The sequence below is a fragment of the Candidatus Paracaedibacter acanthamoebae genome (assembly GCF_000742835.1).
Taxonomy (GTDB): domain Bacteria; phylum Pseudomonadota; class Alphaproteobacteria; order Paracaedibacterales; family Paracaedibacteraceae; genus Paracaedibacter; species Paracaedibacter acanthamoebae.
In genome coordinates this window covers 1,184,592-1,210,525 of the sequence record NZ_CP008941.1, presented here as the reverse complement: position 1 = coordinate 1,210,525, position 25,934 = coordinate 1,184,592, and the positions used below count along the sequence as shown (strand labels likewise).

The 25,934-nt window shown below is 38.1% G+C and carries 24 protein-coding genes, 1 tRNA gene and 2 pseudogenes; 14 read left to right on the top strand and 13 right to left on the bottom strand.

The genetic code is table 11. From position 1 onward, the window contains the following. The first annotated feature begins 71 nt into the window (after nucleotides 1-71). The 3 genes from ID47_RS05410 (at nucleotide 72) to ID47_RS05400 (ending at nucleotide 3,061) form a co-directional block, all read left to right on the top strand. Nucleotides 72-971 carry a hypothetical protein gene (locus ID47_RS05410; protein WP_038464672.1) on the top strand — a complete coding sequence of 300 codons (900 nt, stop codon included), beginning with the start codon at nucleotides 72-74 and terminating at the stop codon, nucleotides 969-971. Nucleotides 972-1,118: 147 nt separating this feature from the next. Then, nucleotides 1,119-2,036 (top strand): hypothetical protein, encoded by a 918-nt coding sequence (locus ID47_RS05405; protein ID WP_038464670.1) that lies wholly within the window; start codon nucleotides 1,119-1,121, stop codon nucleotides 2,034-2,036. A 143-nt stretch (nucleotides 2,037-2,179) separates the two neighbouring features. Beyond that, complete coding sequence (locus ID47_RS05400; RefSeq protein ID WP_038464668.1) at nucleotides 2,180-3,061, top strand: hypothetical protein; 882 nt, start codon at nucleotides 2,180-2,182, stop codon at nucleotides 3,059-3,061. 199 nt (nucleotides 3,062-3,260) lie between these two features. Here ID47_RS05400 and ID47_RS05395 read toward each other — a convergent pair whose 3' ends face one another. Both ID47_RS05395 and ID47_RS05390 read right to left on the bottom strand, forming a co-directional pair. Then, nucleotides 3,261-4,106: an SEL1-like repeat protein gene (locus ID47_RS05395; protein WP_084675937.1), complete on the bottom strand. Its 846-nt coding sequence runs from the start codon at nucleotides 4,104-4,106 to the stop codon at nucleotides 3,261-3,263. Between the two features lie 208 nt (nucleotides 4,107-4,314). Next, nucleotides 4,315-5,583 carry an F-box protein gene (locus tag ID47_RS05390; protein WP_038464664.1) on the bottom strand — a complete coding sequence of 423 codons (1,269 nt, stop codon included), beginning with the start codon at nucleotides 5,581-5,583 and terminating at the stop codon, nucleotides 4,315-4,317. 260 nt (nucleotides 5,584-5,843) lie between these two features. Here ID47_RS05390 and ID47_RS05385 point away from each other — a divergent pair, with 260 nt between their 5' ends. Both ID47_RS05385 and ID47_RS05380 read left to right on the top strand, forming a co-directional pair. After that, complete coding sequence (locus ID47_RS05385) at nucleotides 5,844-6,290, top strand: DUF892 family protein (RefSeq protein ID WP_038464662.1); 447 nt, start codon at nucleotides 5,844-5,846, stop codon at nucleotides 6,288-6,290. A gap of 354 nt (nucleotides 6,291-6,644) precedes the next feature. Continuing rightward, complete coding sequence (locus ID47_RS05380; RefSeq protein ID WP_051908663.1) at nucleotides 6,645-7,040, top strand: KGG domain-containing protein; 396 nt, start codon at nucleotides 6,645-6,647, stop codon at nucleotides 7,038-7,040. Nucleotides 7,041-7,181: 141 nt separating this feature from the next. Here the strand turns inward: ID47_RS05380 and ID47_RS05375 are convergent, their stop codons facing one another. Both ID47_RS05375 and ID47_RS05370 read right to left on the bottom strand, forming a co-directional pair. After that, a complete protein-coding gene (locus tag ID47_RS05375) occupies nucleotides 7,182-7,934 on the bottom strand; it encodes an HAD family hydrolase (RefSeq protein WP_051908662.1) in 753 nt (250 codons plus the stop codon). 291 nt (nucleotides 7,935-8,225) lie between these two features. Beyond that, nucleotides 8,226-11,681 (bottom strand): tetratricopeptide repeat protein, encoded by a 3,456-nt coding sequence (locus ID47_RS05370; protein WP_038464660.1) that lies wholly within the window; start codon nucleotides 11,679-11,681, stop codon nucleotides 8,226-8,228. Nucleotides 11,682-11,998: 317 nt separating this feature from the next. Here ID47_RS05370 and ID47_RS05365 point away from each other — a divergent pair, with 317 nt between their 5' ends. The 4 genes from ID47_RS05365 to ID47_RS05345 all read left to right on the top strand — a co-directional run bounded on the left by ID47_RS05365 (nucleotide 11,999) and on the right by ID47_RS05345 (nucleotide 16,396). Next, on the top strand, nucleotides 11,999-12,754 hold the full coding sequence (locus tag ID47_RS05365) for a hypothetical protein (RefSeq protein WP_038464658.1): 756 nt from the start codon (nucleotides 11,999-12,001) through the stop codon (nucleotides 12,752-12,754). Nucleotides 12,755-13,402: 648 nt separating this feature from the next. Next, complete coding sequence (locus ID47_RS12880) at nucleotides 13,403-13,636, top strand: hypothetical protein (protein ID WP_156956669.1); 234 nt, start codon at nucleotides 13,403-13,405, stop codon at nucleotides 13,634-13,636. A gap of 33 nt (nucleotides 13,637-13,669) precedes the next feature. Next, entirely contained in the window at nucleotides 13,670-15,613 is a 1,944-nt protein-coding gene (locus ID47_RS05355) for an alpha/beta hydrolase family protein (protein WP_038464654.1), read from the top strand. 339 nt (nucleotides 15,614-15,952) lie between these two features. Further along, complete coding sequence (locus ID47_RS05345; protein WP_038464652.1) at nucleotides 15,953-16,396, top strand: host attachment protein; 444 nt, start codon at nucleotides 15,953-15,955, stop codon at nucleotides 16,394-16,396. Nucleotides 16,397-16,517: 121 nt separating this feature from the next. On the opposite strand, the gene ID47_RS05340 is transcribed toward ID47_RS05345, so the two are convergent. Both ID47_RS05340 and ID47_RS05335 read right to left on the bottom strand, forming a co-directional pair. Then, nucleotides 16,518-17,063: a hypothetical protein gene (locus ID47_RS05340; protein WP_038464650.1), complete on the bottom strand. Its 546-nt coding sequence runs from the start codon at nucleotides 17,061-17,063 to the stop codon at nucleotides 16,518-16,520. 168 nt (nucleotides 17,064-17,231) lie between these two features. Continuing rightward, nucleotides 17,232-17,816 carry a uracil-DNA glycosylase family protein gene (locus ID47_RS05335; protein ID WP_038467201.1) on the bottom strand — a complete coding sequence of 195 codons (585 nt, stop codon included), beginning with the start codon at nucleotides 17,814-17,816 and terminating at the stop codon, nucleotides 17,232-17,234. 341 nt (nucleotides 17,817-18,157) lie between these two features. Between ID47_RS05335 and ID47_RS12875 the strand changes: the two genes are divergently transcribed. Further along, nucleotides 18,158-18,412: a hypothetical protein gene (locus tag ID47_RS12875; protein ID WP_156956668.1), complete on the top strand. Its 255-nt coding sequence runs from the start codon at nucleotides 18,158-18,160 to the stop codon at nucleotides 18,410-18,412. Between the two features lie 85 nt (nucleotides 18,413-18,497). Here ID47_RS12875 and ID47_RS13220 read toward each other — a convergent pair whose 3' ends face one another. After that, nucleotides 18,498-18,692, bottom strand: coding sequence for a hypothetical protein (locus ID47_RS13220; RefSeq protein WP_198022361.1), 195 nt, complete (start codon nucleotides 18,690-18,692; stop codon nucleotides 18,498-18,500). Here ID47_RS13220 and ID47_RS05325 point away from each other — a divergent pair. After that, nucleotides 18,674-20,446 (top strand): autotransporter outer membrane beta-barrel domain-containing protein, encoded by a 1,773-nt coding sequence (locus ID47_RS05325; protein WP_320410482.1) that lies wholly within the window; start codon nucleotides 18,674-18,676, stop codon nucleotides 20,444-20,446. The two genes, ID47_RS13220 and ID47_RS05325, sit on opposite strands and share 19 nt — an antisense overlap. Before the next feature lie 22 nt (nucleotides 20,447-20,468). Here ID47_RS05325 and ID47_RS05320 read toward each other — a convergent pair whose 3' ends face one another. Beyond that, entirely contained in the window at nucleotides 20,469-20,837 is a 369-nt protein-coding gene (locus ID47_RS05320; protein WP_038464644.1) for a DUF4280 domain-containing protein, read from the bottom strand. Nucleotides 20,838-21,077: 240 nt separating this feature from the next. Here ID47_RS05320 and ID47_RS05315 point away from each other — a divergent pair, with 240 nt between their 5' ends. Next, a complete protein-coding gene (locus ID47_RS05315) occupies nucleotides 21,078-22,388 on the top strand; it encodes an F-box protein (protein ID WP_038464642.1) in 1,311 nt (436 codons plus the stop codon). A gap of 12 nt (nucleotides 22,389-22,400) precedes the next feature. On the opposite strand, the pseudogene ID47_RS13890 reads toward ID47_RS05315, so the two are convergent. From ID47_RS13890 to ID47_RS13670, 5 genes and pseudogenes are all read right to left on the bottom strand, one after another. After that, nucleotides 22,401-22,466 (bottom strand): annotated as a pseudogene (locus ID47_RS13890) (hypothetical protein); the annotation flags it as partial. Then, nucleotides 22,466-22,843 (bottom strand): IS5 family transposase, encoded by a 378-nt coding sequence (locus ID47_RS05310; RefSeq protein ID WP_038464641.1) that lies wholly within the window; start codon nucleotides 22,841-22,843, stop codon nucleotides 22,466-22,468. The pseudogene ID47_RS13890 and the gene ID47_RS05310, both read right to left, overlap by 1 nt. A gap of 89 nt (nucleotides 22,844-22,932) precedes the next feature. Continuing rightward, nucleotides 22,933-23,628, bottom strand: coding sequence for an IS6 family transposase (locus tag ID47_RS05305; RefSeq protein ID WP_051908661.1), 696 nt, complete (start codon nucleotides 23,626-23,628; stop codon nucleotides 22,933-22,935). Between the two features lie 125 nt (nucleotides 23,629-23,753). Beyond that, a complete protein-coding gene (locus ID47_RS13675; RefSeq protein ID WP_420887371.1) occupies nucleotides 23,754-24,620 on the bottom strand; it encodes a tyrosine-type recombinase/integrase in 867 nt (288 codons plus the stop codon). A 30-nt stretch (nucleotides 24,621-24,650) separates the two neighbouring features. Next, nucleotides 24,651-24,785: pseudogene (locus ID47_RS13670) on the bottom strand (integrase arm-type DNA-binding domain-containing protein); the annotation flags it as partial. 292 nt (nucleotides 24,786-25,077) lie between these two features. Here ID47_RS13670 and ID47_RS05295 point away from each other — a divergent pair. Then, nucleotides 25,078-25,153: transfer RNA gene (locus ID47_RS05295), tRNA-Thr, on the top strand. A gap of 21 nt (nucleotides 25,154-25,174) precedes the next feature. Further along, on the top strand, nucleotides 25,175-25,924 hold the full coding sequence (gene dapF, locus ID47_RS05290) for a diaminopimelate epimerase (RefSeq protein WP_038464639.1): 750 nt from the start codon (nucleotides 25,175-25,177) through the stop codon (nucleotides 25,922-25,924). Nucleotides 25,925-25,934: the final 10 nt, after the last annotated feature.

Genomic DNA, 25,934 nt, shown 5'->3' with positions numbered 1-25,934 from the left:
TTCTTTTGCAGCAAACTTTTTGGTAGTTGAAGCTGTAAATAACTTGAAGGGAAAGTTAAGGAATAACGATCATGGTTAAAACAAAAAATATTGTTAAAGGTTTTATAGCGCTTATCTGCGTCAATGGTTTAATTCTGGCTTCAGAGCAAACGCGAGAAAGAGAGGTCAGTTCTCTCTCTCAAATGTTAACAATGGACCCTCAAACTTTGACGGAGGGGTTTGGCGTTGAAACCTTCTTTACAGCCAAGAAAAAACCTGCAAATACTCATGAGCTTAAAATTGCTAAAGATGCTTACAACCAGGCTAAAAAGGATCTTTACGAGGGGGAGGGAGAAAAAGCGTTGGGTCTAGTAGGCCTTTCACTTTATCTAGGCTACCCTAAAATTATTGATATAATTTATACCATAGGATTTCGAAAGAATCACTTTGAGGGATTTAGCTCTAAAATAGAAGGAGAAATTCAAAAGAGGTTCTTAAAAATTTGTGAAGAAAATAAGATTGTTGGCCCATACTACCTTGCATCCTTACGGTCCAAGTATAAGGAGAAGTGGAGCGAAAATAAACTACATCTTATAGGAAAAACAAAACCACAGCAAAAAATAGAAGCAAAGTCACAAGGATGGTTGGAAACAATAGTACAGAAAGTTTGGTCTCATCCAGAAACAGTGTTACCTCTTAAAATAGAAGAAACAGTGGCGCCTTCTGAAAAAGAAGTTCGGAAAAGGAGCCGGTCACAAGAATCTACGGCGGCGCCTCATTTAAAATCTCGTCAGCGAAAGGTCGCTGATGCTGAGAAACAGCCTTTATTACAAGCAGGCGAACCTGAAGAATTTAGAATATCTAATTCTGAGCGACAGCCTTCTTCAACTTCAGTTCGTCAGCGTAAGCCTGCTAGCCCTACGAAGCAACCTTTACCAGCTACCGATGAAACAAGAGGCCCTCTAACTTCTGAAGCTAAAAAAAGAAACTAAGGAAGAACATCCGTCTCCCCTTATTTTTTCAAACAGTATTTTATCCAGTAAGTGGGAGATTTCTCAACCTTAACCCTTCTTTTGTAGTAAACTTTTTGGTAGTTGAAACTGTAAATAATTTGAAGGGAAAGTTAAGGAATAACGATTATGGTTAAAACAAGAAATTTTATTAAAGGTTTTATGGCCCTTATTTACGCCAGTGGGGTAATTTTAGCAGCAGAACCCCAGGTAGAAAGGGAGCCCATTTCTTTATCTCAAATATTAACAATAGAACCTGAAACTCTGAATCAGATGTTCGGTATTGAAACCTTTTTTACAGATAAAAAAAAACCTGCGAATATTAAGGAGCTTGAAATTGCTACAGAAGCTTATAGGGTGGCCATGGAAGGGCTTTTAAATAAAAAAGGAGAAGGAGTATTAGGCGCTATTGGTGTTTCACTTTATTTTGGTTATCCTGCAAGTGTTGAGCTTATTCATCATATAGGATTTGGGTTTCTAGGACATAATTTTGAAGGCATTCGGCCTGAAATAAAGAAACAAATTAGACAGCAATTTTTAGAAGCTTGTACTGCCCACGGTATCACCCAGGCACATGAGAAGCAATTAACGGCCCATTATCGAAATAAGTGGAATGAGAATCAAAAGCTTATTGAAGCTATAGAAGCAGAACAAAAGAAATTACGGCGTTGGGGGCCGTTTTCTAGCTTAGTCTTAAAAGCGCAAGAGTTCTTGGTGGCTCCTGAACCCATATCACCGGTTGGAGGGAAACAAACAGTACCCTCTTCTGAAAAGGATGCACAAAAAGATATACGAAAAAGGAGCCGGTCACAAGAATCTACGGCAGCTCCTTATTTAAAATCTCGTCAGCGAAAGGTCGCTGATGCTGAGAAGCAACCGTTATTACAAGCAGGTGAAACTGAAGAATTTAGAATATCTAATTCTGAGCAACAGCCTTCTTCAACTTCAGTTCGTCAGCGTAAGCCTGCTAGTCCTACGAAGCAACCTTTGCCAGCTACCGATGAAACAAGAGGCTCTCTAACTTCTGAAGCTAAAAAAAGAAACTAAAAGAGGGCAGTAGTCCTCTTATTTTCAAAAAGTATTTTATCAAGTAAGTGGAAGGCTTCTCAACCTTAACCCTTCTTTTGCAACAAAAGTTTTGTTAGTTGAAGCTGTAAATAATTTGAAGGGAAAGTTAAGGAATAACGATCATGGTTAAAACAAAAAATATTATTAAAGGTTTTATGGTCCTTGTTTACGCCAGTGGAGTAATTTTAGCTGCAGAGCGAAGATCAGAATTAGACCCCAATTTTCTCTCCCAAGTATTAACAATAGAACCTCAGACCCTAACTCAGCAGTTCAAGGTTAAAAACTTTTTTATAATCCAACAACAACCTACAAGTACTCCTGAGGTTGAACTTGCCACCAAAGCCTTTAGAATTGCTACAACGATGCTTTCTGAGAATAAGGGAGAAGAAGCATTAGGTGCTGTAGGCCTTGCACTTTACTTCGGTTATTCCCCAGTCATTGATCTCATTTATCATATAGGTTTTGGATTTTTAGGACACTACTTTAAAGGTATTCAGCCTGAAATAAGGAAACAAATTAGGCAAAAGTTTCTAGAAGCTTCTGCAGTCCGTGGCATTACCGAGGCACATGTGGAGCAATTAACGGCCAAATACCAAAAAGAGTGGGATGAGAATCAAAAGACTATTAAAGCTATAGAAGCAAAGCCACAAGGATGGTTGGGAACAATCGTACAGAAAGTTTGGTCTCGTCCAGAAACAGTGTTACCTCTTAAAATAGAAGAAACAGTGGCCTCTTCTGAAAAAGAAGTTCGGAAAAGGAGCCGGTCACAAGAATCTACGGCAGCGCCTCATTTAAAATCTCGTCAGCGAAAGGTCGCTGATGCTGAGAAGCAACCGTTATTACAAGCAGGTGAAGCTGAAGAATTTAGAATATCTAATTCTGAGCGACAGCCTTCTTCAACTTCAGTTCGTCAGCGTAAGCCTGCTAGTCCTACGAAGCAACCTTTGCCAGCTACCGATGAAACAAGAGGCCCTCTAACTTCTGAAGCTAAAAAAAGAAACTAAGGAAGGGCTTACTTTTGTATTTTTCAAAGCCTCTTTCCCAACTTGGTGTGGCCTGCCATAAAGGGGAGGGATGATCCTGTTCTAATCATCCTCCCTCTTTAACCAGCCATGGGTAAGGTAGCTACCTTTATAAGATTAATGGAAAAAAGGCTAAGGTTTTGCCTTACGACATTCCACCAGCGCTTCTTTCCTTTTTTGACTAGAATGAAATTAATCCTTTTAATTTGTTTTTAGCCTGAGCATTACCAAGAGCAATAGCCTCTTGATACAATTGGATTGCTCCTTCCCTGTTCTCATGCCCTTTCATGCCATAAATATTGGCTAAAGCGGTCTTAGCTTGGCCTAACAAGACTTTACCAATAAATTTTTCCGCTTGGTCAGTTTGGCAAATTTTCTCAAGATAATCGCGGGCGTTCTTGTAATCCTTAAGGAAGTAGTAAGTTCTACCTAACGCAAAGTCTGCCCTTAAATCTCCTTGAGCAGCGGCCTTTTTATACCATTCAATTGCTGCTTCAAAATTAGGGGTAATCTTATAGCCTTTTTTAGAGCCTTCTAGATATATATTACCGACAGCAATTTGAGCTCGAGCATCTCCTTGGGAAGCTAAGGCAAGATTTAAATTAAAAGACTTTTCTATCTGATTAGTTGCTTTATATAATTCGGCTAAATGTGCTGTACCTGCCATTACCCCGGCTCGGTGGGCGATCAAATAAAGGTTTTCAGCCTTCTTTATATCCTTAACCCCACCTTCTCCGTACTCCCACATTCTCCCCATCAATACTGCCGCATTCGGTTGACCTTTCTCTACTGCCTTTTCAAGAAGATCTCTTGCTTCTTTAAAGTTTTGTTCTTTAAGCTTAGTCGAGGAAGTACCTGCTGTATAAACACTGTACCCTAGTTGATATAGTCGGAATGCATCCTCTTCACCCTGATTTTCGTCAATAAGCGGGGAATACCTATGGTTATATTGAGAAACATCTGACTCCATCGCTGATACATACACCGACGACATCCCTAATACAGTTAAAAATAAATGCTTAATCAATTGACTCTCCCTAAATTATGGACAATTCTGACGTTAGTTAAGCAGCCAAAAGCTAATATTTGGTTAAGAAGAAATAAAATTTTTAAGAAAAAAGAGAAGGCTACTAATTTTAAGTAGTATTTAATAAAGAAAAATGGTCCTTATTTAAGGGTGATCAATTTTAGATAAATCCTTCTGATTATCAGAAGTTACAGTTGTCTTTTGCCTTTTAAAAGGTCGACTTTCTGCAACTGCACTTTATTTGATCATCTTCTGTCAGAGGATTTAAAGCCTGAAGGATGAGCTCTTGACGCGATTTATTGTTTCGCGCGGGAAATACTTTATCGACTTGAGCGGCCATAGCCATTAGCTGGTTTACATATAAAGGAGAAAGAAAAGTAATGAGTTTTTTTCGTTGCTCTCCCGCCATGCCGGGGATAAAGAATTGCTGAGCTTGACTGATCATAAGGGTGATATGCACCAGTTGAGTGTAATCAGCATAAGCATGAATTCTACAAAAAGGGATCACAGAGTTAGCCCCATCTTTAAGAGATTTTCCCTTTTGGGGGGCGTTAAAAAATATTTTTGCAGTAAGGGGAATTAATCTTGCTAAGCGACAGACATAATCTGCCTCTAAAGGAGTTAACTTATTAAGGAGAAACTGCTGATCACATAAAGATAGATGAGAAGGAAAAAATTTATCAGCATGGAAGAGGAGGGCAAACAGAGTTTTTATTGAATTCTTGGCGGTAAATAAATTGGGCTGATGGATGGCTATCGTCCTGAACATATCTTTTGAAGTCTTACTATGGGCAAGCTTAGCTATTAAGGGGACTAAGAGGAAGGGTGGCATCTCTTGAAAATAGCGGCCTAAGAGATGGCCCGTTTGCCATCTATAATTTATGGTTCTCAGAAGGTCTAATTTGCTATTTTTTACGGTTAAGGATGATGTCAGGTCTGAATCTTCTTCAAACCATTCTTTATAAAAACTATTGTATTCTTTAGGGAGAAGAGATGTATAGTGCTGCCATACCCCTCTATCTTGACACAGGCTATTCAGATAGTGATCGGTCCGGCGAAGAAAACCTAAGTCTTTAGGGGAAAGGTACCCTAAAATATTGATAAGAATTTCAGCCGGTAAATTCTCTAACAAACAGGGGGGAAGAGGCACGCTTTCCTTAAACCATTCTTTATAAAAACTCTTATATTCTAAAGAGGTAAAAGAGAGAGATTGCTGCCATCTAACTCTATTTTGGTGCAGTATCTCCAAACAACGGTCGGCAGAAAAAACGACGTTTATAATCTTTAAAGAAGGGGGGCACACCTTATTTCCAGAATTTCCCCTAATTGAAGCTGGTAAGTTAATTTGAGGGAATTCTTGAGTTGTTAATTCTTCCTCTGGCGTTTTAAGAATTAAAGACGTCAGTTTAGAAGCGTCGAGAGCACAAACTGAGGGACTTGCAATAACCAATAGACATAAAAAGAATTTTCTAACCATTACATTTTTAAGTGAGGGTAGCCTTGTAATTTTAATTTAAAATAATTTTTTTAAAAAATTATTAATACTATTCAATAAAATTGCAGTCATCCTTACTTTGGGACGAATTTTCCCACGATTCAATTAAATTATACAAAGTTAGAGGAGGTCGTGGCGTTTTAAACTCAAAAGAAAATAAGGATAAAAAGAATTTTTTTCACTTAGCATTTTTACTCTAGAAAAAATATTTTTAGAAAAAGTCCATAGAAGGAGAAAATATTATGGTAACGATGGTGGGATTAGAAAAAAATTTTATCGATGCTCTGAAAGACTTAATAGAGCTTGAATATGATGCAGTCGAAGCCTATAAAGCCGCAATTGACCGCTTAGAAAGCAAACAATATAAAGATAAAATGGGTGAATTTTTAAAGGACCATGAGCGCCATATCCGAGAGTTTTCTAATGTCCTTAAAAAGCATAACGAAGAGGCACCGCAAGGCCCAGATATGTCAAAACATTGGCTAGCGGAAGGTAAAGTGGTTTTGGCTGGACTCATTGGTGATAAGGCAATTTTAACAGCTATGAAAACAAATGAAGATGATACCAATACAGCCTATGAACGATTAAATAACTTTAGTGATATGTGGAAAGATTCGGAAGATTTCCTTAAAGAAGCTTTAAAAGATGAGCGACGGCATCGAGCCTGGATAGAATCCGCAATTAGTTGACTATAAAAGGGTATAATCTCGCATCAATAAGCTGCCGTTGGGGGGGGGCGGGCTTACCTATATGCTTTAATAAAAAAGGGGGTCTTTTAAGGTAAGGCAGCTTATTTTATAAGATTTTTTTAAATACCCTAAATAGCTTGTTAGTATTATTCTTCCCGAGATTAGCCATAGTCTTTATAGCCAGATCCTTTCTAATAAAATGAAACTTTAATAAGTAATTCTGTAGAAAATCTTTAGATTAAAAGATTATTAATATTAACCTGTCTAGTTTTTATATACATCTTTACTTATGAAGTTAGTGAAGAGAATTAATAGAGAGAGTTGCAATAAATATTAAAATTGAGGAGATTTCTCATGGTGAATAAAACAAATGAAAATAATAAAGATAACAAGCAAGAATCTAGTAATGCAAAAAAAGGTTTTGCCTCTATGCCTGAGGAACAAGTAAAAGATATAGCAAGTAAAGGTGGTCATGCAAGTGCCGAAAAAGCAGGGCATGAGGGCATGTCAGAAAGAGGCCAAAAAGGTGGTCATGCAAGTGCCGAAAAAGCAGGGCATGAGGGCATGTCAGAAAGAGGCCAAAAAGGTGGTCATGCAAGTGCCGAAAAAGCGGGCCATGAGGGCATGTCAGAAAGAGGCCAAAAAGGTGGTCATGCAAGTGCCGAAAAAGCGGGCCATGAGGGCATGGCGGAGAGGGGACGCAAGGGTGGTCAAGCCCACGGATCTTCTGGAGAAGATGAAGATAAATAGTCTTCATTGCTCATAGTAATTTAGAGATTTACTTTTTCTCTCCGGGAGAAAGTGGGTCTCTAAAAGAGTAATTATTCATAGTAAATTTGTATAAAGCTTTTAAATTTCTTCAGTTTAAAAAACATCTTGGCGGGTTTAGACTTAGGGGGCATGGCTGCGGTTAAGATACGATGTCAATTGACGCATATCATTAATAACGGTTTCCGCCCCTGCTTGTAATAATTTTTCTATGTTACCTGGCAAGACATGGCTACCGCCTAGAAAGCCAATCACTCTTATTCCTGCGGCGGTAGCAGCTTGTATGCCCACGAGGCTATCTTCGATCACTAAACAATTCTGTACTTTTTCTGACATTTCTGTGGCGGCATAGAGAAATAGATCGGGAGCGGGTTTCGGGTGCTTCACCATGTCTGCGCTAAAAACATTGTCTTTAAAAAACTTGTCAAGTTTGCTTGCTTTAAGAAAAGCCTTTAGCAATTTAAAAGAACAGTTAGAAGCAATGCATCTTTTAATATGGGACTCCTCTAAGAATTGAACAACCCCCGTCAGCGGTGAAACCTCTTGTTTTAATAACTGTTCTAAAACTAAGTCATCGATAGTCTGCGAAATGCTGAGAGCGGATACAAGCGGAGAAAAATTTTCTTGCTGCTGTAAAATACCTACTATTGTTTCCATACGCATACCTGAGAATTTTTGAGTATAAAGCTCAAAAGGGAGATGAAGGTTATAATTTCCCTTAAGGTATTCATATTGAATTTCGTTAATAACTTCTTGGGTATCCACAAGGACACCATCAAAATCAAATATTAGCAGCTTACACTCCCTTTGCTGCAAATTTCCAGTTTCTAAATCATCTCTGACAGGCATAGCAGTTTTATAAGGATGGGCAAACATTTTTAATAACTTTCTATTGGTATTGATAAAGTACAAAAATATTACGGTAGCAGTGTGGGGGAGGTAAATTTGAAAGATAGCTTTTCTTTCACTATTGCGTTCGTTTTATAAAAAAGCAGTGTGACCTATTTTTCATTAAATTCTTATTTCTTATAAATATTTTCTAAGAAATAATCGGAAAAAGGTTTATTTTCCGGGTCGAAGAGCTGGGAAAGGGATAAGGTCTTAGGGGTAAGAAACTTTGTGGAAAACAGAAATAACTTCTATAAATACTGAATATTTACAGAAGAACTATCCCGTTCTATCTATTTTATATTGTATCCTTTTCAGATGAGGGGAATTGTGGGGGAAATGTTTTTTTACAATAGTGAGGGCTTGATTTAGATGCTTATTACTTTGCTCTTTAAATTTTGCAGACTGTTCTGTATTATCTTCGCTTATTGCGTAGGAAGATTTTTTTAGATAGAGATCTGCTAAACATTCTAAGGCTACATAGGTTTCGGGATGTTGGTTTTGTAAGAATATATTTAAAGACTTGATAAAAAGATCTTCGGCTGATTTCAAATTTCCTTCAAGAAAATATAATTTTCCTAATTCCATTAAAATGCGTGCATTCTCGCGGTGATTTTTACCATAATGTTTTTCATAATCTATAAGGCTTTTATTCAGTAAGGACCTAGCTTTTTCATAATTTCCTAACCCTTTATAAACGGAGCCTAAGTGTGCCGTTGTCCAAGCCATGGCAATGTGACCCTCGGCTAGATTACTACTATAAATTGCTAAGCTTCGTTCAAGTAAATCCCTGGCTTTTTCATAATCTCCTAATTCTCCATATACGATTCCTAAAGGTGCCAATACCCATGAAATTCTTACATTATTCTTAGAAAGATGGGTTCTATAAATCATAAGGCTTTGTTCAAATAAGTCCTTAGCTTTTTCATAATTTCCTATGGATATGTAGACTCTTCCTAAATGGGCCAAAGTCCATGCCAATCCGCCATGATTTTTAGGAAAGTTTTTTTTGTAAACTGCCAAACTTTGTTCAAGTAAATCCCTGGCCTTTTCATACTGACCTAGTTCTCTATAAACGGAACCTAGTGATCCTAATGACCATGCAAATCCTCGGTGATTTTCAGAAAAATGGGTTTTATGAATGAGGAGACTTTCTTCAAAGAGTTCCTTTGCTTTTTCGTAATTCCCTAAACTTTTGTATATCATTCCCAGATATCTTAAAGATTGGGCAATTTCTATTCGATTGTTGGGTGAGTGAATGCGATAAAGCTGAATGCTGGTTTCAAGTAAATTTTTGGCCTTTTCATAATTTCCAAATTTTCTATAAACCATTCCTAGATGGGTTAATATATGAGCCAATCTAAATTGATTTTCCGCAGAGGTTCTATCGAGGCTTGCAAGGCTTTCTTCTAAAATTTTGTGAGATTTGCTATAATCTCCTAGATAAAAATAAATAATCCCCAATTTACCTTTTAAGGCTGCCCTTAAGTTATTATCTATGCCAATAGAGTGACTTAAAAAAACTTCAGAATGACTTGCTAAAAGCTTCATCTTTGAAAAATCTTCCTCAGATGTGATTGTCTCTATATATTTTTCCAAAGTCTTCGAAATGGTCTGCAGATAATGAGGATTTTGATTCAAACGAAATGCTTTTATTAAATAGATTAAGCTTATTTCCTGTGTGCTTTTATGGGTGGAAAGCGTTGGAAACGAATACACCGAGTTAGAATTACTGTCGGTTAAAAGAGAATATTTTTTTAAGTTATAGATAAAATTATCCACAACAACTTCACTTTTATGAGCATCTAATAAGGGTTTAGGGATATCTTGAGTATTTAAAAGGGAAATGAACAACAATAGCTCTTCAAAGTCTTTGTTGGTTTCCATAAGGCTTTTTAGAGATAATGCAATAATGCTGTAGCGACTTCGGGAATAATTATTGGCTCCTTTTAAAATATTTTCCTGAATAAAGGCAAAGTCACTATCATAATTTTTTAAATATTCTAAATATTTTTCATAAGAAACCTGCGTGCTCTTTAAATAATAGGCAGCAATAGAGATGTCTAACGGAAAGGGTGGTAACTGACTTAAGAAAATTTGTGCTTGCTCTTTTTGATGAGAGAGAAATTGGTTTGAATCCTTATTCTTCATAATTTTTATAAAAAGAGCTAATTTCTCGTTAAGCGTCAATTCTCCTATTTGGATGGTGTTATCGATGTAACCATTATTGCTAATATTGCTATCACGGGTTGTAAGAATAACTTTTCCTTTCCCCCATATAGTTTGATCATGCGGAATATAGTTTTGCATCTGGGTAAAATTATTGACTTCATTGTATATTAATATCCAATTAGGATGGGCTCTCAATTTTTCTTTTACAAAGGAGAGTATTTTTTGTTCCCTTTCTTCAGCCCTTTTAATTTCTTCAATTTCTTGTAAATATTTTCTTTCTGCATCTGTTTTAGCAAGAGCATGGGCTAATCGTTCAAAGGAGTTAATTAGATTTTCCTTATTCTCTGCATTGATTTCCCACGTTACAGAAACTTGTTGTTTGCGCGCATATTGCCGCGCCAGGGTGGTTTTACCTGCGCCCCCGATTCCGACCAAAGCAACCACTTGAATAGCTTGTTTTTTATTTAGGCTTTTTTCTATCTTTGAAAGAAGCTCAGGCCGAGGGAGAAGGGCTGTATCAGTGGGAATAAATAAATCTGAGCGAACTGACTGAGTAGAGGACAAGAAGGCGGCTTGTAGACCTTTTTTTTCTGCCCATATTATTCCCATAATTATTGAGATAAATGTTGCCACCCCCAAACAAGTTTTATAAAATTTTTTCATACGATATCTGGGCAAATTATCATTTGATAAAGGTAATTTTTCTTCCCTTTTAGGGGTATCTGAGGAAACTACATAATCGCTAGCGGGGGGAGTATATTGTTCGTTAAACTGACAAATTAAGGTTTCGAGCTTAGGGTTATTTATAATTCTCCTTAAAATCTCAAAAACACTATCATAATATTTTTGCTGCACTCTAAAGTCTATGGCGGAAATATTTTCGACCTCTGGAGGAAGTGAAAGGGAAATTTCTTTATCTAATAAAAGAAAGAGGATATGTTCTGTTTTTTCTGTCAGGCTGTGAATAAAAGAAAGGGGGTCTTTTTCTTCGCTCGCGTTGGCTTTAATCTGTATTATCCAATCATGAGGATCTACAATTAGGAAATACTCGTTTAATTGAGCATCTTCCTTGGACCTTAAAGAGGGAAGAGGAAGGCCCTTTTGTTGCGGAATTAAAGAACAAGGGGCGCCGATGAGCTTTAAATGTTTTTCAAGATCGCGAGCAAGAGCTAGGCTTGCCGTATTTTCTTTTTTAAAAATGAGAGAAATAAGGGGTGGGGGCTGGGGGATAAGCTTTGCAATCTCTTGTAATTTTTGTTTAAAAGTAAGATCGCTGAGTAGATTGAAATAATGCTTTCTTAAAAGAGAGATTTGCGGCGTCTTTTCAATAAAATTTATTATTCCTTCCCGTGAATGGCAGTCCGATTTAAGCATAATGCTACGTATATGTGTTTCAATTGTGCGGGGCGAAATGGAAAGGAAAGAGGCAATCCCTTTAGGAGCCCTTCCATTTAAGAGACAGGCAATAATATCTATCTCGCGCTGGCTAAATTTAATACCATTTATTGTATAAAGTTGTTTTATATACGTCCGGTCTAAAAAACCTTCTTGATTATCTATCATCTTCGGAAAATAACATACTCTGTTAAAATTAAATGGGCTGAAAAAGTATTTTACTTAACCATTCAGTTAAACCCAAAAGGAAGTTTAACATTTTTTTCAGCTTTTTTTATTTACGTAATCTTTACTTAGGTGCTTACCTTACGCAAATTTAAGCGAGAGGAAAAGAATTTTTTTATGAATAAGGTGTGAAAATTAAAGCATATCCTATTGACAGAAGGGCTTTAATGAAAACCTAGGGGGCTCTCTTGAGGAGAACTTTTCTAAAGGTAGAGTAGCAATAATTTATTGTAAAAAAAGATCAGCTTAAGGGGAATCTTATGATTATTCAGAAAAAAATGCCTTTTTCCACCAAAATAACTTCTTATACTTATGCCTTACTGACAGGTATATCGGTTTTATTATCCACGGTCGAGGCAGGCAGGTTGGATGACGTTGAAGTTATTTCTTTAAATAATGCCTCTGGATGTCAGCAATGTATGGCCTGTCCTCTTAATCAAAATATTGGGGGCTGTGGAGAAAATTTTGTAAAAAAATTACTGACCGATAAAAAGATTGAAACTCATTTTGCTCAATATGACAAAGTGCATGGGATTGATTTGGTGGCTTTTACAAAAATTAAGGGAAAGGATTTAATCATTCTACATGAATCAAAAATGTCGAAGAGTGCAAGTATTACTGCAGCGGAATTTAAAAGTAGGTTAGGTGCTCCTAAAAGTGGGCGCCAGGGATCGCGGACATGGTTAAATTATGCCTTAAATAAAATGAAGGAAAGTAAGGATGTCGGTACTCGTCAATTAGCGTTAACCATAGAAACAACCCTTAATAAGGGTGCTTACTTCATTAGAACAGGAAACTTGAGAGTCGATACTAAGCAAGATGCCCGTCTCCAGTTTTATGCTCTAACCGATAAAAACTCTGAAGTATATGCTTTAGAAGGGGAAGCTGGTTTTGTTGCGGGGCCTTTTATACGGACAGGTGCTAATCAACATGGGAAGTGGTTTGATCCCCATAGCAACGAGCTTCCATTAGATATGGTTACAGTTGCTTGGCTTAATGCCCTTTTCAATAATTGATTATAGCTTCTATTTTAAAACACTTGGGAGGCAATAAATGAAAAAGTTTTTTCTATCTTATGGATTGTTTTTAACCGTTATCGCAATCATGTGTCGGGATACCGCTCGGCCCGCTGAAGTACTAGAAATAAATAAGTGTGATGTAGGCGCTTGTTCCAATTCAGCGCCTTTCACACGAAAGGCAAGAGAACTAGAAACGATTAACCTTATAATGAACCATGTAAAACCCCAAGGGGCGGTAGGAACGAGGAAAAGTTTGAAAATCAGCGGTTGTAGCGAGTATTATAAGGCAATCGAACAGGGGAAATATAGTCTTCTATGACCATATTTCTTAATATCTTCTTGAGGTGATCATTATTTTTAGATAACAAGAAGAAGGTAAAACATTCCCTTAATCTCTAGATGGAATAAATAGTCGGGTAGGAGATAAAATTTGAAGATTTTTACTTGTTAAAAGCGGCTGCTAATATTAACTTAATTTTTATCTTCGAAAACAAAAGGAAGAAAATAGTTTTTACTTTAAAAACTGCATAAATGGACTTTGATGCCTAAAAAAATCGGTTTTCTCCTTTTGCTGCAGAATAAACTGTTTAGGAGTAACCGATCCTAAAATTATATGAATAGATAAAAAGAAAGGTATCTTATTGAATGGTTAAATTATTTTTACCTCCCTTCAGTATTGGCTATGCTATAACAGCTCTTCTTACTCCAATATGGGCTTTCTCCCTGCTTGCAGCGGAATCAGTCACTGACTCATCCGCCATAATCAATTCACCAAACCTAAAGTCACCATTAAGTCGTATGATTTGCGCTGATGAGGTCAAAGATTTTTCAAAAATACATGGCGAATCTCCGTTTTTTGACCTAACAGTGGGGGGCTGATTTTTAAAGCAGGAGGAGCAAACATTAACATTTATGCACCTTAATGAAGATGGCTCGGTCACTTCAGGGGCAACATTTACATTGCCAACAATGGATAAGAAAATATTCTTTGATGCAGAAATTATATCACCACGTTTTGTAAAAGTGGAATATGGGGAGCCATCTGAAGAGCTGCTGCATGGAGGCATAGAAGATAGTAACCGTGATTATCGTCGTTGCTATACAAATACTGAAAGTTTAATTTGGGATATGGACAGTTCAGATTATTTTAAAATTGAGAATGCCGATTTCGAAGCTTGCTATTTTAGTATTGAAGAAATTAATAATCCGGAACGGCTGCTTGTACAAGAAAGTTTTTATAAACTGGAAAGTGAATATCATGGCCAAAATCGGTATCGTTATTATAATCTGTTAACAAGGCAATTTTTAGACCAGACTGTGTTAAATTTTCAGTCAAAAATAACAAATTTAATTACCTCAACGGATGAACAGGGCGTTTATAAGTTTAAATATGCAACGCAATCTTCTTATGCCCCTCCCCAGTTTGATTTTGTGAAAGTTAATGAAAATCAGGACGGTTCAATTTCAATTGGTGATATTCTTTATTCAGTAAACTCTAATTCCTTAAGGTATTCTTTCTCCGACTCTTTAGAAGATGGTCTACTTATTTTTTATCGGACAGCAGGTGATGGATTGCGGGTGCCATATGTTGTGGACTTAAAGCGTAAAAAGCCTATGGAACGGCCTTTGTTAAACGATGATGAAGTGGATGAGCTGAAATCGGATGTCTACGATGCAACTATTTATGATGGTATATTTTTCTATAGAACGCATTTTGAAAAGAGAAAAGAACACTGCCGCTCCACCGGCCCTCTTGGTCCACAGGGTAAATTATTGCAAGCCTTATATTCATGGGATGAGGAACAAAAGAATGCTATCTATCCATTTTTAAAGGATTTAAATATTAAGAAAATTGTAGAAGGAGGAAAGCAGCTTTCTGATCTCTTAGAAAAATATTCTGATGCCTTAACACCCCAACAGCGGGATATTGCCCAACGGATCCTCTCTAAAAACTTTCTTACTTATTTTATGAATGAGATTAAAACTGAAATCTCCTTAGGGAAGCTAACGCCAGAGCAAGATGCTATTGTGAAAACAGCAGATGCACGGTTTGAAATGCCTATATATTATACGGTTCCAGAAAACGTTAATTCAAACAGTTGGTTTATTATTGATGTTCATGGTGGTCCTCATTATCGGGAATTTAATGAACAGGATATGGAACAACAATTTTGGACCAGCCGCGGCTTTCCATATCTTCGTTTAAATATTCGAGGTTCTACTGGGTTCGGTGCAAATTATCAAAATGCATCAGATGGAAACTGGTATGAGGTGATTGATGATGTGAAGATGGCAATTGATTGGGCTAAAACGAAAGGTTTAGGAGCAAAAGCTATTGTAAAAGGTGACAGTTTTGGTGCTTATGCAGCAGTGGCTGCCTATACCAAAGGATATACTGATGTTGCAATTGCTATTAATGGACCGTTTGATCTTGTCAAAGAAATGGAAGATATTAAAGCAGGAAAAACATGCCATCAAAATGAAGATACTCTTCTTCAGTTTGGTAATACCGTTGATATTCGTAAGGCCAATTCTGTAACCACCCATTTAACCCATCGTTCTGGTACAAAAATGCTTCTTATGGCAGGCCTCAAAGATAATAATTGTTTGCCCCAGCAAAGTGAATTTTTATACAAACAAATGGTGGGTCTTGGTAATCATGTTGAATTTGTAACGATGGCTGAGGAAGGACATGTACCTGCAAAAGCCGAAAATCGTTTTATGATTTTACGTGTTATGGAGCAGTTCTTAGGTGATATAACAGGGCACCCTTATGAACCGAATGGTTATGGAACGCTGAGCACCACTCCTGGTGTTGTTTATTACCGATCGACTGAGCGGCCTAATATTAATTAAGGGCACGATGCAGAGCGGTATTATTGCACCCACTATAATGAAGAGGGCCTGACAAGCTTTATGTGAGGTGCCTTCTTTAAAATCAGAAGAAAATATTGAAAAAATGTTGGGGGACTTAAATAGGTCCCTCTTCAATTTTATAACTATTCCCTTAAGCCCATTGTATCAATACGATTTAAAGCTAGTCATAATTCCCCCCCTAAGAATAATTTTTGTAATAGGCATAACCTTTCAAAACCTTAACCAAGCAGGTTAAAAATGAATAATTTTAATGTCCACCATAGCGCTTTAGAAGGAGTATAAATAAATTTAGATAAATTAAACTAGGAGGTATTAGGGATGATCTTACTAGCAGTATGTGATGGGGCCACTGCAAAATTCTTTGTAAAGGATGCTCGTTTTACACCTTTACAACACCTAGCATCTTTTAGTCACACCCATGAATTAACCCATGAACATGGGAGAGATAAACCGGGCAGAGGGTGGAGCACTGCAGAACACCATGCTTATGAGCCCACCACGGATTGGCATGAGTTACAAAAGGAAATATTTGTGCGCGAAATTTCTTCTTATATCTTAAAAAATCTTAAAGATAAAAGTTTTTCTAAGCTATATTTTATATCTCCGGCTAAACTCGTCAAAGTATTTAGGGCTTTTTTGGATCAGCATATGGATACGCTTCATAAGAATAGTCTGGAGATAAAGGAAATTCATAAAGATCTTACCCATCTTACGACAGATGAAATAGAAAGTATTATTCGAAAAGAAGAGGGATGGGAGTAAAAGGTTTATACCTTAAATTCACATCACCTATATTATAATATGTAATATCCTCTCATTTATCGGGGTATATTAAAAGACTAAGGGGGGTAAACCTATTCCCCCTCAGCTTTTCATTTTACTCTTAGCGCACAGAAGTTTCTTGGGTCCTCATAGAATCAAATTGTTCTTCCTCAAAGCTATGTACTTTTTGAAAATTCTGGGGTGGATTGTTGTTTTCAGGCATGGCGAGGATATTTGGATCTTGATGATCATTTAATTGTCCGGTGATGTCTTGATAAGGGAAAAAGGGGTCCTCTTCTAGAGTTTCACCTAATGGTAAAGGAAGATCAGCGGGGAAAGTATTGTTTACTTGAGTGTTCTCAGTCGTATCGTGGTGACCTTGAGAGTTAGCCGCTCCAAAAGTATCAAAAGTATCCGCTGGAAGGCTGGCACTTAAAGGGACTTTGTCTGTGGGCAATTGTTTTTTGAGATCCATATTATTTTCTTTTGTTTCACCAAACCCTTTTAAGTTTTGCAGCATCTTTCTTTTGTCTGCCGCAGAATAACCTTGTTGAGGTAAAGGAAGGGTGGGGTTTTCTCCATTAGCTTCTGATGTATCCCCTGCACTCATTAAGGAAAAACTTATTATAAGAAAAGCTCCACTATATTTAAAAGATAAAATATCCATGTAATATCCCCTCAATTATTGAAATGTAATATTAGCACCTTACAGGAGAGGGGTTAATATTAAGTTAAGAAGAATGGAGATTTGATAATTATATATAGATACGCGAACAAAAAATTATTGATTCGGATGGAAGGGGGCTTATTCGCAACCCCACCGAATAGACTTGAATTAAGACGTTAAAATAGATTGCACTCTGGTATGGAGGTCCGGTAAAACTTCTGTTTCAAACCAATTATTGGCTTTATACCACTCATTGTTGCGCCAGCTTGGATGGGGAAGAGGAAAGTAGGTGGGTAAATATTCTGTCCATGATTTTACTGTTTCAGTCAGGGTTTTCTTACGTTTAGTGCCCAAATAGTAGCGTTGAGAGTATTGGCCAATTAGAAGGGTAAGCTGAATATTGGGCAGGAAAGCCAGCGTTTTTGCATGCCAAAGAGGGGCACAACAAGAAGGAGGGGGGAGATCTCCCCCCTTAGGATTACGGCCGGGATAACAAAAACCCATCGGCATAATAGCAAGTTCTTTTTCATTGTAAAATTGTTCGCGGCTCAGGTTAAGCCATGACCGTAAGCGATCCCCGCTGGGATCATTAAAAGGTCGGTTGGTATAGTGGGCTTTGGTGCCAGGCGCTTGTCCAATAATGAGTATTTTTGCCTGGGGGGAAAGCTGAACGATGGGATTCGCTCCCAGTGGAAGGGTGGGGGTGCAATTTTGGCAAGATTTAAGGTTTTCTAAATGCTTTTCAAAGGAAATTTTTTCCATGGAAAGATTGCAGGTTTTCATTTTATCTACTTTCGAGTAATTCTTGATTTTTATTGTTTTCAAATAAGTAAAAGTACTGTTGGTAAGAAACAGCTGCAGAAAATTACTCTAATTTTTAAGAGTATATTATCCGTATTTTTTTTTAGCAAATTATGTGTTTTTTATAAACTAGAAAAATCTAGTATGTATCCCCTTTATAGCTTCTAACTCATAATTCTGTAGATTAAATGTTTGTTTAGTAATTGTTAACCAATATAAATAGGCTTTCCGTTCTGTGGATAGTGAAGATACCATAAAAATATATGCTTATTGCTTGCTCCTGAGGATTATAGATGAAAAATCAAGGTAATCTAACCCTGCGCATTCAAACTGAGCTACCTTCTTTTAAGTCTTGCTTGCTACCTATATTTTCTACGAATAAGAGCCTTCATTATTTCTATGCATTAATCATAATATTTCTTGTCTCTTCCTTCTCAATAGGAAGGACGATGCAGTTAGAGGTCAATAGCGGCGACACCTATACGGTTAATGGTGTAGAAGAAAGAGTACGGGTCCGCAAACGTACCCAGTGGTGCTACACTGATTAATAACAACACTTTAAAAATAAGTGGCCTTAATTTTCTCCTGGAAGGAACATTGATTAATAATGCGGGTACGCTTCTGGAGTGCGGGCTAAATCTCACTTTTAACAGTGTGAACGGTAGTATAATAAATAACGACGGCAATATAACTATTAAAGGTATCTGGAACAGTGCAGGTATGGTAACCGGTTCTGGCATAATAACTAACAACGGTACCTTTACCACGACAGGCGCTCTCCCTGGCGATATAATTAATAATGGGGGAGTATAGTTTTTGATCCACCATCTTCCTATGAATATAGAGATATAATTTCGGGTAATGGTCTGCTTATAAAACAAGGAAATGAAAAACTGACTCTGAGCGGCTTTAACAACACCTTCTTGGGAACCACGACAATTGCCGCGGGGGAGTTAGCGGTTGCAGATTCTCTTGAGAGTTCGGATGTCACCGTTAATGCAGGCGCCACCTTAAGTGGAGCAGGAACAGTAAAGTCAATAACATTTAATTCAGGGGCTGCTTATGGAGCTAAAATTGCTAGTGGCGGTTCTTCTGAATATCTCACTGTCGCTGGAGCAACTGATATTAATATTTCTAATGCCAATCTAATCATTGATGCGGCTACCGGATCTTATGCGGTGGGGACTGTTTATACACTTCTCCAAGGTTCTATTCCCAATGGCACAACATTTGCTTCAGTTACAACAACCGGCACCTCTATAAAATATAAAATGGCATATACTTATGGTGTTGGTGGCAATGTTCGCCTCACCATTAGCCCTAACCCTCTATCGACTTTTTGGAATGCTGGCAATCCTGGCGCAGTTGCACAATACCTTGTCAAGTATGCACCAGAATCCTTGACAAATATGCTTAATAACCTAGATCAAACTCATCTAAAGAAAGCAATACACGAGCTTAGCCCTGCGACGAATGCTCAAACTTCCGCGATGGTCAGCACCGCTGAAATAAATCATCTGAACAATGCCTTTGCTTGGGCAAGTATGGATCGATTGGTCGATGCCGCCGGACAAGCAGCGGCGACCCTCACCAATCTAAGGGCTAATTTAGTTTCTTTTAAGCAGAATTTTAATCAACGATTTGCTTCTAAATTGTACGATAGAACAACAGCTTATGCTATTGTGCCAGGTGCCGATCCCAAGCACCTGCCTGCTTTTACGCGGGTTACTTTGGATAAGGTTACATTTTGGATCCAAGGATCCGGGGAGCGCTTTAGTCAAGATAATACGGTTGATCCTGCAGGAATTTCTGTAGGCGGCCTAGACGGTAACAGCTATAGTACCAGCGTTGGTGTAGATCGCGCTGTAACACCTCACTTTAAGGTGGGTGTCACCACCAGTTATGTCCATAACATCTATAAGATGAAAGTTAATGGGGATAAGGGCAGCATTAATTCATCACGCTTTGGGATATATGGATTGTGGACTACAAAGCCGATCTATATTCATGGTACTCTTTCTTATGGTCATCACCGTTTTAAAAGTAACCGTAGCATGACTGTCATTTCCGCTGTTGCACATCAAAAACACGATGGCCATCACATTAGTGGCGTACTCGAAATCGGGCGCGATATCGCGTGGACAAATGCAACAACGTTGACGCCTTATATCAGTGGGAGTACTTTGTATCTGCATGAAAACAAATATACAGAAAAAGGGGCGGGACTTCAGAACCTTACCATTCAAGCCTATCATAGTACCGTTGCTCAAGGGAAGGCGGGCCTCCAATTGGCTAAATTATGGAATTGGAATGAGAATACCTCTATCTACAGCTTTGCTAAAGTAGGGGCCATCTATCAGCCGACCTTCAATAAAAAGCGAAAGATTACCGCGAGCCTGGCCGGTCAAGGTGGACAATTTACGGTGGTGGCGAAGAATAAACATCGTCTCTTAGTAAATCCAAGTGTCGGAGCAACGGCTCTTCTAAATGAAAAGATCTCTGCAACACTCATTTATGAAGGTGAGCTTGGTCCCACTCAACGTAATCACCAAGCGATGGTTCAGCTTAATTGGAGTATATAACCTCCACAGCATTAATAAGAGTTTAGGTGGCCATATCATTGACTTGACCGGCAAAATTCACATTAATCACCCCTCCAAACCCACAGTTTAACATGCAGGTATTGTCGACAGCCGGCATATTGCGAACAAGAACATCAGGGATGCCGGGTGCCCAGGGGGCTGAGATGACTGGCGAGCAAGGGGATGGTGCACCAAATTTGGCTGCTACTGATGGGTTGCCAGGGCTTGTGCACATTTTAAAGCCTGAGATATTGGTTGGAAAAACATAATCCATAATATTGGCCATGGGGTTATTGCCCCCTTGAACTGTTGGGTCTAAAACCACCAAATTACAGGGTGCACTTCCAAAACTACACATCATAATGGCATTATTTACCAGAAGTTGGGCCATTCAATCCTCCGCGACAGGTTTTAGCCTTTTAAATAAATTATAAGGGTATTGAGTAAAAAAACAAGCAGCTTAGCGGAAATACCTTGAATACAACAGTTCATAGGGTTTTATTGCTTCTGCTCTCACTAGCAGTTACATATTAGCTTGAAATTTTTTCTTAAACTTCCATATCTACCTTAATAAAGGTGTTTGTGCATTACAAATGCTTAGCGATCAATTAAATTAACAAAAGGAATTTAGATGAATGTAAAAAAATTAGCGATGTTTCTGTTGCTATCCAGTTTTTCGAATCTTATGGCTATGGAAATGCCTGATATTGGCGGGAAAGAGACTCGCAAACGATCGCTTGAAGAGATAGAAGGTGATCAATCCCAAAAGGCGGAAGGCGAGCCAAAGCATAAAAGTCCTCGCTTAGAAGAAACAGAGAAAAGTGATTCTCTTCTTCCTGCACTTGAAGATAAGACTGACACTGAAGAAGATTTAACGATGCAGATCCCAGAAGAGCTGTGGACTTATATTTTTAGTCATTTGGATGAGAGAAATCTTAGAAATGTTCAACAAAGTTCTAAGCGTTTTAGACAGATAGGAAATGAACCAATTTTATGGAAAGCAGTGGCGCAGCGGCAGGGGCTTACCGATGTTAATAAATTGCGAACCATTCATGATCTGCCAACCTATATGTTATATAAATTTGGTGATTCTGTGAAAGTTGATGTCTATTGTCAGATGCTCGAAGCCTATCCTAATTCTCGGTTAATCGGTTTTGATATAGCGTATGGGCATCATTTTGGTGCCTTTTGTGAAGAAGATGTTGTTCAATTTGATAATTTTGATGGGATTCATGTTATGCTAACAACTGCCCAAGGTCGAAATCTTAGTTTAAAAACGTCAACAGAAATTATTGGTAACAGCGATGCTTTATACCTTTTGATTGCTGCTGATAGAGATCAGAGAAAAGAAAGCGAAAGGCCAAAAACGGTGTTTTCAGGAGCTATCTTACCTGCTTTAGTTGAGAGTAATGCCGTTCACGGGCAGTATATGACTACCGAAGAGAGAACAAATTTTCCCACTGTGGAAGATAAAAAGACACCTCTTATCTCTGCAGACATCTTAGCTTCTACGCGTTCTAACTTAATGTTTTCATGGAATGAGTTTCCAATTCAAGTTAAATTTAATGTTCTCTCTGGTCATGCTGGTCTGAATCCACCTGAGATTTTTGGGGCCATTTATCGTGATGGTGTGCTCTCAAACCTTACAAAATGGACGGTAAGCTATTATCGATTAGATCAGGTTTTAGAAGCTGCTGATATTGGGCTGAATATGCTATTTGGTACGGATAAAGTTCAAAAGAAAACAGTTGTTTTAACGAATTACTTTGTTGACTTTACTGAGGCCGGAGAAACCTTTACTTATGAGCATCCGATTGATCAATTGAGTGATATAAAAGTCTTCTTAGAACAATCTAAGAATGGTAATAAGGAAGCGCTGCTCAATAAAGATAGTTATACAGGGGAAGAAAAAGATGATGAAGATAATTTCTCAGAGTCATAGTAACTATCTAAACTACTTTACTATTAAGGAAAGAATAAACCCTAAAGTGTCTATAAGAATATGGCGCTTGCGTCCCTTTACCTTTTTACCACCATCATATCCGTATAGCCCCTTTTTTCTGTGGTTTTTACGCTTTGAGAATCCATAATCCCAATTGTTGAATGCTCATGTTTTTGGGAGTTTTTACGAACAGTTGACCGTAATTCTTCATGGATTTTGAACCACACCCCTTCTAATCTCCATCGACGAAAATAATAGTGAACAGTGCCCCAAGGGGGAAAGTCTTTGGGAAGCATCCGCCATTGGCAACCTGTCTTTAACAAGTAGAAAATTGCATTGAGGGTATGACGGACATTAACTCGTCTTGGGCGGCCGCCTGGTCTACTGGGAGGAATCATCGGAGAGATTATAGACCACTCTTGATCACTTAAATCACTTTCATAAATTTTCTTCACTGCAGGGCTCCTTTTATTTGCTCTGCTAAGCTACTAAGGCGTTGTCACATTAACTCAAGAGGAGTATATTTTCCTGATTATGAGGAACTTTAGACAAAATTATCCTGTGTTTGAGTAGATTGATGCCAAATACTTAAGGCCTGATGCTTATGAACTCTTTTAGCTGAAGCTTTCAGTTTATGAGGAATTCTTCCAAAACAAGTTCTAAGGGTTAAGGATAAAGACAAAAACTTCTGACAATGAATAGGATTTCTAAATCTTCGCTTTATTCTTTCTTGCTTACGCACATGTTGGTGAGATCCTTCCATACGGTTATTTAAAGATTTATGCTTTCTATGATCAGGAAATAACCCAAGCTTTCGGAGCACGGCTTTATAACTGGCTAATTTATCTGTGATAATAACTCTTGGAATAAAGCCTTCTTTACCAAGAAGTTTAAGAAAGAACCGTTTAGCTGCTTTAGCATTTCTTCTAGGTTGTAAAAGGATATCTATTTCTTGGTCTTGATCATCTAAAGCACGCCATAACCAATAATACTTATCCTGAATCTTCAAGCATACTTCATCTAAATGCCATTTATCACTTGCGGGGGACTGATAAGACCTTAAAGCCTTTTTATAAGTAGGACCAAACTTTAAGCTCCATCTCCGTATTGTTTCATAGCTTACATCAATTCCTCGAATAAGCATAAGTTCTTCAACTTCTCTTAGACTAAGAGCATAGCGATGATAAAGGAAGACAACTGATTGAATTAAAGAAGAAGGGAAACGATGTCTTTTGTACAATTAAAGGCTCCCCTATGTTTTATCAAATGAGACCATATTATAAAGCTTTAAACTTAATGTGACAACGCCGTTTGAGTTTATCATTTGCTCTTTATCATAATTATACCTCAGACAATATTAATTATTTAAATCTTTTTCTTGGATGTTTTAGTAATTTTACTACCAAACAACTCTGCTGCTTGGCGTAATGGCTCATCAGCTAAATGTGCATATCTCTGCATTGTAATAGCCTGTGTATGCCCTAATAGATTTCCAACGATACTTAAACTTAATCCACTAGAAACCAGATGTGCGGCATGAGTATGACGTAAATCATGGATACGAACATTTTCTAATTCAGCCTTTTTGATGATGTTTTTCCAAAATGTTTTCACTTCTTTTAGGGGCTCTCCTGCTACTCGTCCAGAAAAAAGATATGGAGAATCTGGAGCTTTAAATTTCTGAATTTCGTCTAACACGCTCAAAGCCTTTTCTGAAAGAGGCAAATACTCTTTCTTTTTCTGTTTAGTCAAATGAGACGGCTTAGTCCAAATGCCTTTCCCTAAGTCAAATTGATCCCAAGTGGCGTTTAGAACTTCACCTTTACGTGCACCAGTTAGAAGTAGAAATTTAAAGACATAGGCCGTTAAATGATTGGGATACTGATCAAGACTCTGCCATAGTCGGTCCATTTCCTCATCATTGAGCCATCTATCTCGCCTTTCTTCTGGGTATTTCTGAATTCCCTTTGTTGGATTATTTTCACGCCACCCCCATAAGACGGCCAAAGAAAACATTTTTGAGAGAAGGGCTAAAGCACGATTTGCTTGATATGGGGTCTTTTCATACTTCAAATGTAGCGTTTCAATATCTCGACGAGTAACATGGGCAACTTTAGCCACCCCTAATGCTGGTAAAATAATATTTTTTAATAGCTTTCCATCTTCTTGAATACTTTTAGAGCGTTTTTTATGGGCATGTCTTTCAAGATAGTCCTGCGCAAGATCTTTTATTGATGGTAGATTTTGGATTTGTTTTTTTTCTTTTGCAGGGTCTTCACCATGGGTTACAGCAGCAAGTTTTTTCTTTGCAAGTTCCCGAGCAAGCTCAGCAGTAATTTGACCATGGATACCAAGTTTTAATCGCTTTTTCACTCGATCTACATTGCGGTATTGAACAACATATGTTCTCCTTCAGCTAGGAAGCACGACCACACCAAATCCTTTTAGATCTGCATCCCAAAATATTAACCTCTTTTCGGAAGCTGGTGCTATACTTTCTATGAATCGTTTGGTGATTCTTGACATGAGCTCTCCTTTTTTCATAGGATTACTCCATATGGAAAAAGTTGTCACCAAATTGTCACCAATGTGCAGTAAATTGGATCAATTTTGGCAGAAACAGATAGAGATGGATATAAGATGAAAAATCTATATAAGCCCAGGAAAGTTAAAGATTTATTAGGGAGCGGCTGAAATTAAGAGATTAAGATATCAACTGATTCGTAATCAGTAGGTCGCAGGTTCGACTCCTGTCTTCAGCACCACCTCTTGCTTGAGATAATTTCATGGCTACTATTTCTTTTATTAAAGCCCAGGCACTTAGCAATGACTTTGTCATTATTGAAGGCAACCCACTTGGCTTAGAAAAAATTCAGCACATTGCCCATCGACGTCTTGGCATTGGATGTGATCAGGTCATTTTCTTCCAACGGAGCCAAGATAAAACGGTGATGGATGTTCAATTCTTTAATGCTGATGGAACTGAAGCCGAAGCCTGTGGGAATGGCAGCAGAGCCTTAGTGACCTTTCTCGCCCTTCCCAAAATCACTTTACGGACTAAAACACGACACCTTAATTGTATCTATAGTAATGGGATGGCCGTCATTAATATGGGCCATGCGTTAATTTCTGACGTCGAAGCGCTCATCCTATCGAATCAGGTAGGAGCATGGAACGGCGTTGACGTTGGTAACCCACATTTAATTGCTTTTGTAGAGGACATTGAGCGGATTGATATAGTCGCCATGGGCCCCTTACTAGAAAATCACCCCACCTTTCCAAAGCGGGTTAATGTTTCTGTTGCCCAACTCCAAGCCGAAAGAATTTTACTTAAGACATGGGAACGCGGTTCCGGGTATACTGGGGCTTGCGGTACAGCAGCATGCGCCACCACTGGCCTGGCTTATGCAAAGGGATTAATCTCGGACTCAATGCTCGTCTCCCAGCAAGGCGGCGATTTACTTGTCACACCCACAGAACAAGGCATCTGGATGGCCGGGCCTGCAACTATTGTCTTTAAAGGAGAGGTCTTCTAGAAGGACCGGT

Excerpts from the sequence above, each read along its gene's own strand:
- ID47_RS12880 (WP_156956669.1), top strand. The coding sequence starts at position 13,403 with ATGGTTAAATTATTTTTACCTCCCTTCAGTATTGGCTATGCTATAACA.
- ID47_RS12875 (WP_156956668.1), top strand. The coding sequence starts at position 18,158 with ATGAAAAATCAAGGTAATCTAACCCTGCGCATTCAAACTGAGCTACCT.
- ID47_RS05315 (WP_038464642.1), top strand. The coding sequence starts at position 21,078 with ATGAATGTAAAAAAATTAGCGATGTTTCTGTTGCTATCCAGTTTTTCG.
- ID47_RS05400 (WP_038464668.1), top strand. The coding sequence starts at position 2,180 with ATGGTTAAAACAAAAAATATTATTAAAGGTTTTATGGTCCTTGTTTAC.
- ID47_RS05365 (WP_038464658.1), top strand. The coding sequence starts at position 11,999 with ATGATTATTCAGAAAAAAATGCCTTTTTCCACCAAAATAACTTCTTAT.
- dapF (WP_038464639.1), top strand. The coding sequence starts at position 25,175 with ATGGCTACTATTTCTTTTATTAAAGCCCAGGCACTTAGCAATGACTTT.
- ID47_RS05390 (WP_038464664.1), bottom strand. The coding sequence starts at position 5,583 with ATGGTTAGAAAATTCTTTTTATGTCTATTGGTTATTGCAAGTCCCTCA.
- ID47_RS05345 (WP_038464652.1), top strand. The coding sequence starts at position 15,953 with ATGATCTTACTAGCAGTATGTGATGGGGCCACTGCAAAATTCTTTGTA.
- ID47_RS13220 (WP_198022361.1), bottom strand. The coding sequence starts at position 18,692 with ATGGTGGATCAAAAACTATACTCCCCCATTATTAATTATATCGCCAGG.
- ID47_RS05385 (WP_038464662.1), top strand. The coding sequence starts at position 5,844 with ATGGTAACGATGGTGGGATTAGAAAAAAATTTTATCGATGCTCTGAAA.
- ID47_RS05375 (WP_051908662.1), bottom strand. The coding sequence starts at position 7,934 with ATGTTTGCCCATCCTTATAAAACTGCTATGCCTGTCAGAGATGATTTA.
- ID47_RS05320 (WP_038464644.1), bottom strand. The coding sequence starts at position 20,837 with ATGGCCCAACTTCTGGTAAATAATGCCATTATGATGTGTAGTTTTGGA.
- ID47_RS05405 (WP_038464670.1), top strand. The coding sequence starts at position 1,119 with ATGGTTAAAACAAGAAATTTTATTAAAGGTTTTATGGCCCTTATTTAC.
- ID47_RS05340 (WP_038464650.1), bottom strand. The coding sequence starts at position 17,063 with ATGGATATTTTATCTTTTAAATATAGTGGAGCTTTTCTTATAATAAGT.
- ID47_RS05370 (WP_038464660.1), bottom strand. The coding sequence starts at position 11,681 with ATGATAGATAATCAAGAAGGTTTTTTAGACCGGACGTATATAAAACAA.
- ID47_RS05355 (WP_038464654.1), top strand. The coding sequence starts at position 13,670 with ATGCACCTTAATGAAGATGGCTCGGTCACTTCAGGGGCAACATTTACA.
- ID47_RS05410 (WP_038464672.1), top strand. The coding sequence starts at position 72 with ATGGTTAAAACAAAAAATATTGTTAAAGGTTTTATAGCGCTTATCTGC.
- ID47_RS05380 (WP_051908663.1), top strand. The coding sequence starts at position 6,645 with ATGGTGAATAAAACAAATGAAAATAATAAAGATAACAAGCAAGAATCT.